This is a genomic window from Cupriavidus sp. 8B, assembly GCF_054589115.1.
Genome location: NZ_BAAILO010000175.1, coordinates 23,097 through 29,096, shown reverse-complemented (window position 1 = coordinate 29,096; position 6,000 = coordinate 23,097). Strand labels below are relative to the sequence as shown.

At 63.2% G+C, this 6,000-nt stretch carries 7 protein-coding genes; all 7 read right to left on the bottom strand.

Features of this window, described 5'->3' with window-relative positions:
• Positions 1 to 98: 98 nt before the first annotated feature.
• The 7 genes from ACYP5B_RS17590 to ACYP5B_RS17560 all read right to left on the bottom strand — a co-directional run bounded on the left by ACYP5B_RS17590 (position 99) and on the right by ACYP5B_RS17560 (position 5,853).
• A complete protein-coding gene (locus ACYP5B_RS17590) occupies positions 99 to 824 on the bottom strand; it encodes an MIP/aquaporin family protein (protein ID WP_459570524.1) in 726 nt (241 codons plus the stop codon).
• A gap of 5 nt (positions 825 to 829) precedes the next feature.
• A complete protein-coding gene (locus tag ACYP5B_RS17585) occupies positions 830 to 1,324 on the bottom strand; it encodes an arsenate reductase ArsC (RefSeq protein WP_400096157.1) in 495 nt (164 codons plus the stop codon).
• A gap of 18 nt (positions 1,325 to 1,342) precedes the next feature.
• On the bottom strand, positions 1,343 to 1,837 hold the full coding sequence (locus ACYP5B_RS17580) for an arsenate reductase ArsC (protein WP_459570527.1): 495 nt from the start codon (positions 1,835 to 1,837) through the stop codon (positions 1,343 to 1,345).
• An 8-nt stretch (positions 1,838 to 1,845) separates the two neighbouring features.
• Positions 1,846 to 2,328 carry an ArsI/CadI family heavy metal resistance metalloenzyme gene (locus ACYP5B_RS17575; RefSeq protein ID WP_400096156.1) on the bottom strand — a complete coding sequence of 161 codons (483 nt, stop codon included), beginning with the start codon at positions 2,326 to 2,328 and terminating at the stop codon, positions 1,846 to 1,848.
• 12 nt (positions 2,329 to 2,340) lie between these two features.
• Positions 2,341 to 2,667: an ArsR/SmtB family transcription factor gene (locus ACYP5B_RS17570; RefSeq protein WP_400096155.1), complete on the bottom strand. Its 327-nt coding sequence runs from the start codon at positions 2,665 to 2,667 to the stop codon at positions 2,341 to 2,343.
• Between the two features lie 165 nt (positions 2,668 to 2,832).
• Positions 2,833 to 5,319: an arsenate reductase (azurin) large subunit gene (locus tag ACYP5B_RS17565; RefSeq protein WP_459570523.1), complete on the bottom strand. Its 2,487-nt coding sequence runs from the start codon at positions 5,317 to 5,319 to the stop codon at positions 2,833 to 2,835.
• Positions 5,320 to 5,334: 15 nt separating this feature from the next.
• Positions 5,335 to 5,853: an arsenate reductase (azurin) small subunit gene (locus tag ACYP5B_RS17560; RefSeq protein ID WP_459570526.1), complete on the bottom strand. Its 519-nt coding sequence runs from the start codon at positions 5,851 to 5,853 to the stop codon at positions 5,335 to 5,337.
• Between the last annotated feature and the right edge of the window lie 147 nt (positions 5,854 to 6,000).

Here is a 6,000-nt window from a genome sequence, read left to right as displayed (position 1 = left end):
GGCAGCGCCCAGCCGGTGTGGCTGGGCGCTGCCGTTATGGATGGAATGGATTTGGAGCTGCGTAACCACGCAGCGGCCACCGCGCTCCTGGCGAGACCCTAGATGTTCTCGCGCGCCCCTGGAGCTCGGTCCTGTTGACCTGAGGACTCGATCACGTTCGGATGACCGGCGCTCTTCGTGCGAGGCTCGAACGCGCTGTGCAGCGCCAGTCCGACGGCAGCGCCAACCAACTCGGCGACCATGAATCCAGGCGCGCTCGCAGGCGCGATGCCGGCAAACGTATCACTGAACATCCGACCGAAGGCGGCGGCCGGATTGGCGAAGGAAGTGGAAGCGGTGAACCAGTACGCGGCGCCGATGTAGCTCGCCACCATGGCGGGTGCGCGCCCATTCGGCGCCCGCAGGATGACCAGAAGCAGGCCGGCCGTCGCCACTGCTTCCGCGATCCACTGGCCGGGGCCGGTTCGCACCTTGGTGGAAAACTGCAGAATGCTCATGTCGAACATCGCGTGGGCCAGCCACGCGCCGAGCACGGCGCCGAGCAGTTGGGCCACGATGTATGGCAGCAGGGCCGGCATGGGCAGTTCGCCCCGGACCGCCATGACCGCGCTGACGGCCGGGTTGAAGTGCGCTCCACTGATCGGACCGAATACCTCGATCAACACATAGAGGCCGCCCACAGTGGCGAGTGTGTTGGCCAGCAAGGCAATGGCGACATTGCCACCGGCCAGGCGCTCGGCCATGATTCCCGAACCAATGACAACGGCCAGCAGTAGCGCCGTGCCAAGGGCTTCCGCCCCAAGTTTGCGAGGCAGGTCTGCCATGATGCTTAGCTCTTCGAAATGGCGGTCAAGACTTGCTGCAGATCGGCCTTGCTCAGATTCTCAAGCGGCAACTGCAGCAATTGCAACATGCGGTAACTGATGGCCTGGCGTGTCAGCTCGAAGGCCTGACGCTTACCGTCATCCCCACCGGGCGCGTTCGACGGGTCGACGTACCCCCAATGCACCTTCACCGGACTGCCCGGCCAGTATGGGCATTCCTCTGCGGCCGCGCTGTCGCACACGGTGATCACAATGTGCATCTCAGGCGCGCCTTCGCCGACAAACTCGTCCCAGCTCTTGCTGCGATAGCCGCTGACGTCAACACCGGCATTGGTCAGCGCTTCGAGGGCGAACGGATTCAGGCGGCCACTTGGCGCACTCCCCGCACTATAGGCACGGACATTCTTGCCCAGCTTCTTTGCCCAATGGTTGAGCATACCTTCGCTCAGTACGCTTCGCGCAGAGTTGTGGGTGCAGAGGATTAGAACGTTGGTTGTCATAAGCACTGCTAGCAATGGTCAGCTTTGCCCGATATCGCGCACTGCCTTCTGAAGGGCAACGGCATCGAGCTTAAGGATAGGTAGGGACAGGAACAGTTCGATGCGTCGTTTCAGCGTGATGGCGGCATCGTTGATCGCCTGCTGCCTCTGCGCCTCGGTCCCTTCGCATGCGGCCGGGTCTGGCACGCCCCAGTGGGCCGTCATCGGCTGCCCGGGCCATACCGGGCACATTTCTCCGGCGGCCTTGTCGCAGACCGTGAAGACAAAATCGAGTTGCGGCGCGCCATCCTGGGAGAACTCGTCCCAGCTCTTGCTGCGGAAGGCTTCCGTCGGCAGCCCGTAGCGCCGCAGGGTCGCCAGTGCAAGGGGATTCACAATACCCGTCGGGTGGCTGCCAGCCGAGTAAGCCTGGAAGCGCCCCTTGCCCAGATGGTTCATCAGCCCTTCGGAGAGAATGGACCTCGCCGAATTCCCGGTGCAGATGAACAGCACGTTACAGGTCTTTTCGCTCATGATGGCCTTCAGCAGCACGACGAGTTGGATTTCACGGCGATGCCAATCGGCTTGCCCTGTGGGGCGCGCGGCGCGCAACATGCCGAGTCTGCAGTAGAAGCTTCCGCAGGCCGGCTTTCACCGAACACCGGTACGTTCCCGAGCGTGTGGAAATGCTCCCACGCGATGCCTTGGGGATCCGTGACCCAGTGTTTCTCGCTGCGTGCGTAGCAGCAGGTCGTCTCTCCTTCATCAAGCAGCGCCATATCGGCAGCTTCCGCGCGGTCTTTCAGCGCCACCAGCTCTTGCGCGTTGTCGGTCTGGAACCCCAGGTGATCCACGCCAGGCTCACCACCACGGGTGGAGATGGCGAAGTTCACTCGCGGATCCTCTAGCATCCATTTTGCGTAGTCGCTCTCGATCCGCGTCGGCTCGGCCGCGAACAGCTTCGAGTAGAAGGCAATGCTCTTGCCGAGGTCCTGGACGTTGAGGTGGACGTGAAAGCGCTTCATTGGCGTTTCCCTTTAACACTCGCAAACGGTGCCGGCGGTATTCTCGAAACAGGCCTCCCCTTGGCAGCAGTTGGCCGTCAGGAAGCCAAGCAGGTCGTTCATGTGCTCAAACGCGGCGCGATAGATCAGATGTCGCCCTTCACGCTCTTGCGTGATCAGACGGGCATTCATCAATTCCTTCAGGTGGAAGGACAACGTCGCACCGGGCACCCCGACCTGCTCGGTGATCGCACCGGGCGTCAAACCAGACGGCCCGGCCACCACCAGCAGGCGGAAAACCTGAAGGCGCAGGCCATGGGCCAGCGCGGCGAGGGAGCGGACCACATCGTTTTCTTCCATAATTCCATAATATTGGAAGAATGGATCAAAAGCAAGCGCGCCAAGCGCGGGGCAAGGCGTCTTCCAACTCGACAGTAGGCGCGGTCGATGCCAACGTGACGTGATCGGAAAGGTGCGCGCGCCGGCCAGCCGGCATGAGTTGGTGCGCCGCCGGCCGGGTTCGCGCTAGGCGCGGTCGAAGCGTCGCCGCTTGAAGCTTACCGTCTCCTTGAAGTCTTGCATGCTGCCAACGCGGCGCAGGTCCGCCCAGGTGCCCTTGTAATACGGCACAACATTGCGATCGGTCCACGACGTGGTCACGTTCCCCATGACTCCGTTGAAATGACCAAACTGCATGAACGTCTGGTTGCGTTTGATGTCCGGCTCCAGGTAAGCGAGGGCATAGGTGGAGCCGTAGTCGTTATAGACCTCGACCACGTCGCCAGAGGTCACGCCCAGCGCCCGAGCGTCCTCTGGATGGATCTCGAGATAGGCCATGGGCACCCGCGCGCGCACGAATTCGTTGAACTGGTCGTGGTACATCGTCTGCCACACCTCGTTGACCCGGCCGTTGTTGATCCAGAAGTGATACTTGGCCTTCTGCTCGGCGACAGGCTTCGGCAGCCCGGGCCAGGTCGCCGGCTTGAACTCGGCCTTGCCGTCGGCCGTATCGAACTTGCCGTCCATGTAGAGCATTTCGGTCCCGATCAACTGGCCGTTGCGGTATTCCTTCGTGGGCAGTTGCACGCCATTGTTGCCCATTGCACGCAGCCGCTCGTATGTGACCAGATTGCCGGTCTTGCCGCCCTGGCTGTCGATCGGGACGGCGCCGGGCTGGCCCGCCTGGCGGAAGCCGTCATTGAAAGCATCCTCTTCGGTCCGCCAGTCGAAGCCGCCAAAGCGCGCGGCCATCTCGCCCTTGCCCTCTGCCTCGTACAGCCGCTTGAGCGTATTGGCGATATCGGCGGCGATCAAGCAGTCCGGGCGCGCGGTGCCGGGCGGATCCATAAACCGGTCCGACAAGCGCATCCGGCGCTCGCCGTTCATCGAAGTCAGGTGCATCTCGCCCGGATGGGCGGCCGGCAGCATCAGGTGCGCGGCGTCAGCCAGGCTGGTGGGATACAAATTGATGTTGGTCAGAAACAGCCCGCCCTTGCTCTTCACGGCGTCGTAGATTGCATCCGCCATCTGCGGCACGGTGGCCCCGCGCTGGCGTGCCATCGCCTCTCGCACGACCGCGGTGCGTCGCAGGATCACGGCGCGGTGCTCCTGCGCATTGAGTGTGGTCTGGAATGGATTGGCGCCCCACGCCGTGTACATCAGCCCCTTGCCGTGGATGATCTCCTGGTCCACGTAAATCTTCGTGCTGCCAGGATAAGGTGGCCTTGCATAACCCTCCTGGTGCCCGCCCATGCGCACCACGCCCGTGCCGCGCCGGCCAACGTTGTGCGTGGCCAGGACCAGGTCCACCAGTGCGGACTGGATGAGGTAGTTGTCGTTACCCCAGATGATGCCCTTTTCATAGGCATGCATCGTATGCGGCCGGTGGCCGGACGCCTTTGGCTTGTAGGCCCACTCCGCCGCGCGCTTGAGCTTGTCGACCGGGACGCCGGTAATGCGATTGGTGTCCTCCAGCGACAGCCGGTTCGCGCGCAGCGCCGCGTCGAACCCCTTGGTATAGCCCGCGATAAATTCCTTGTCGTGCCAACCCTGGTCCACCACATAGGTCAGCAACCCATCGAACAACGCAATGTCGGTGCCGGGCTCGATATCGAGGTGCAGCACGTTGTCCTTGCCGGCCGCCTGCTCCGCCACCGCGATCGTCGTGGTGCGGCGCGGGTCCACGAAGATCACCTTGGCCGCGGCGACGCTTTCGCCGGGGAAGCGCGCCTTGCGCTTGTCCATGGTTTGGCCCTGCAGATTCGGCAGCCAGTGCGCCAGGAAGTAGTTGGTCTGGGTCTCGTAGGAGTTGCAGCCGATCGCCATGATCACATCGGCGAGTTCGGCATCCTCATAGCTGTTGTTGAGCTCGCCGATGCCCATTTCGCGGGTGGCATGGCATTCGGAGTTGTAGGCCGGCCGATTGTGAATCCGGACGAGAGGCGTCTTGAGCGCCGTGAACATCAGCTTGCCAGTGCCCCAGGTGTTCTCGAAGCCACCGCCCGCACCACCGTGATCAAAGCAATCGAACGCCAGCGCGGCGGGCCCGTCGCGATCCAGGATCCGCTTGGTCACGCCGGCGTAGAGGGCCAGTGCGTCATCCCAACTGGTATCGACCCACTGGTCGGCCATATAGACGCGCGGGCTGCGCAAGCGGGCCCTGGCCACGCCGTCCGGGTTGTACATCACCTTGGCCAACTGGCCGCCTCGTGTCGACGACAAGCCCTGGTTCACGCTGCATTGCTTGTCGGGCACGATGAGGATGTTGTGGCGCTGGCCGTCCCGGTCGATGACGGTGTTCTGCATGTTCGGCGTCATCACCACCGCCAGCGCAGGCAGCTGCTTGCGAAAGTCCAGCCCCAGCGCGTTCTGGCCGGGCGCTCGGCCCCCCTCGCTATTCTCCGGCCATTTGTAGACGTGATAGCCGCAGCCGACGATGCAGAAATGGCAGGTCAGGTTGGTCCGCTGCGCATTCACGGGCGGCAGCGCCACCCGGTCCTTGTTGGTTGCCATGGCAGTACGCCCCCTTCACAGCAGGTTGGCTTGACGCCCGTAAATCAGCCCCTCGATACCGATGGCTTTTACCGTGCCATCGCTGTCGTTGTACTGGAGCCGGACCATCGGCAGGTTCTCGGTTGCCTGTCCCGACACCATCTGGCCGCTCTTCTCGGGATCGAAAATGCTGAAATGGCAGGGGCATTTGAACGTGCGCGCGCCGGCGTCGTAGGCGACCGGGCAGCCCATGTGCGTACAAAGCGTGCTATAGGCCACTACGTCGCGGTCGGGGCCGACCCCGCCGGGCACCGGCATCCCCATCTTGATGACGGCACAGGGCGACGACGCGTCCGGGTAGAGGAAACTGACCGGGGTATTGACCCGCAGCTGGCCGAGGTGCGCGACCACCTTAGGGGTGAACGGCAGCGTCGTCCGGCCCAGATCGGCGGGTGCTGGCGCGGACTGCGCCGGATTGGATAAGCTTCCCGAAACGCCAATGCTGGCGGCCGCGCCGCCGGTGGCCTTCAGGAACTGTCTGCGCGTGATGGACATGATCACCCCCTCCTGCGGAATGCGATCGCGATGCCCGTCGCGGGTCTCCGGCATTCCGTGGTCGTGGCATGGGGGCCATGCTTGCGGCCGCAGCCCCGGTGGGGCCACGCGGCTATGACAACAGCCGATATTTTTGGAAATATTTAA

What these genes read in the sequence shown, in the direction of transcription:
- ACYP5B_RS17585 (WP_400096157.1), bottom strand. Translation starts at nt 1,324, where the DNA reads ATGACAACCAACGTTCTAATCCTCTGCACCCACAACTCTGCGCGAAGC.
- ACYP5B_RS17590 (WP_459570524.1), bottom strand. Translation starts at nt 824, where the DNA reads ATGGCAGACCTGCCTCGCAAACTTGGGGCGGAAGCCCTTGGCACGGCG.
- ACYP5B_RS17570 (WP_400096155.1), bottom strand. Translation starts at nt 2,667, where the DNA reads ATGGAAGAAAACGATGTGGTCCGCTCCCTCGCCGCGCTGGCCCATGGC.
- ACYP5B_RS17580 (WP_459570527.1), bottom strand. Translation starts at nt 1,837, where the DNA reads ATGAGCGAAAAGACCTGTAACGTGCTGTTCATCTGCACCGGGAATTCG.
- ACYP5B_RS17560 (WP_459570526.1), bottom strand. Translation starts at nt 5,853, where the DNA reads ATGTCCATCACGCGCAGACAGTTCCTGAAGGCCACCGGCGGCGCGGCC.
- ACYP5B_RS17565 (WP_459570523.1), bottom strand. Translation starts at nt 5,319, where the DNA reads ATGGCAACCAACAAGGACCGGGTGGCGCTGCCGCCCGTGAATGCGCAG.
- ACYP5B_RS17575 (WP_400096156.1), bottom strand. Translation starts at nt 2,328, where the DNA reads ATGAAGCGCTTTCACGTCCACCTCAACGTCCAGGACCTCGGCAAGAGC.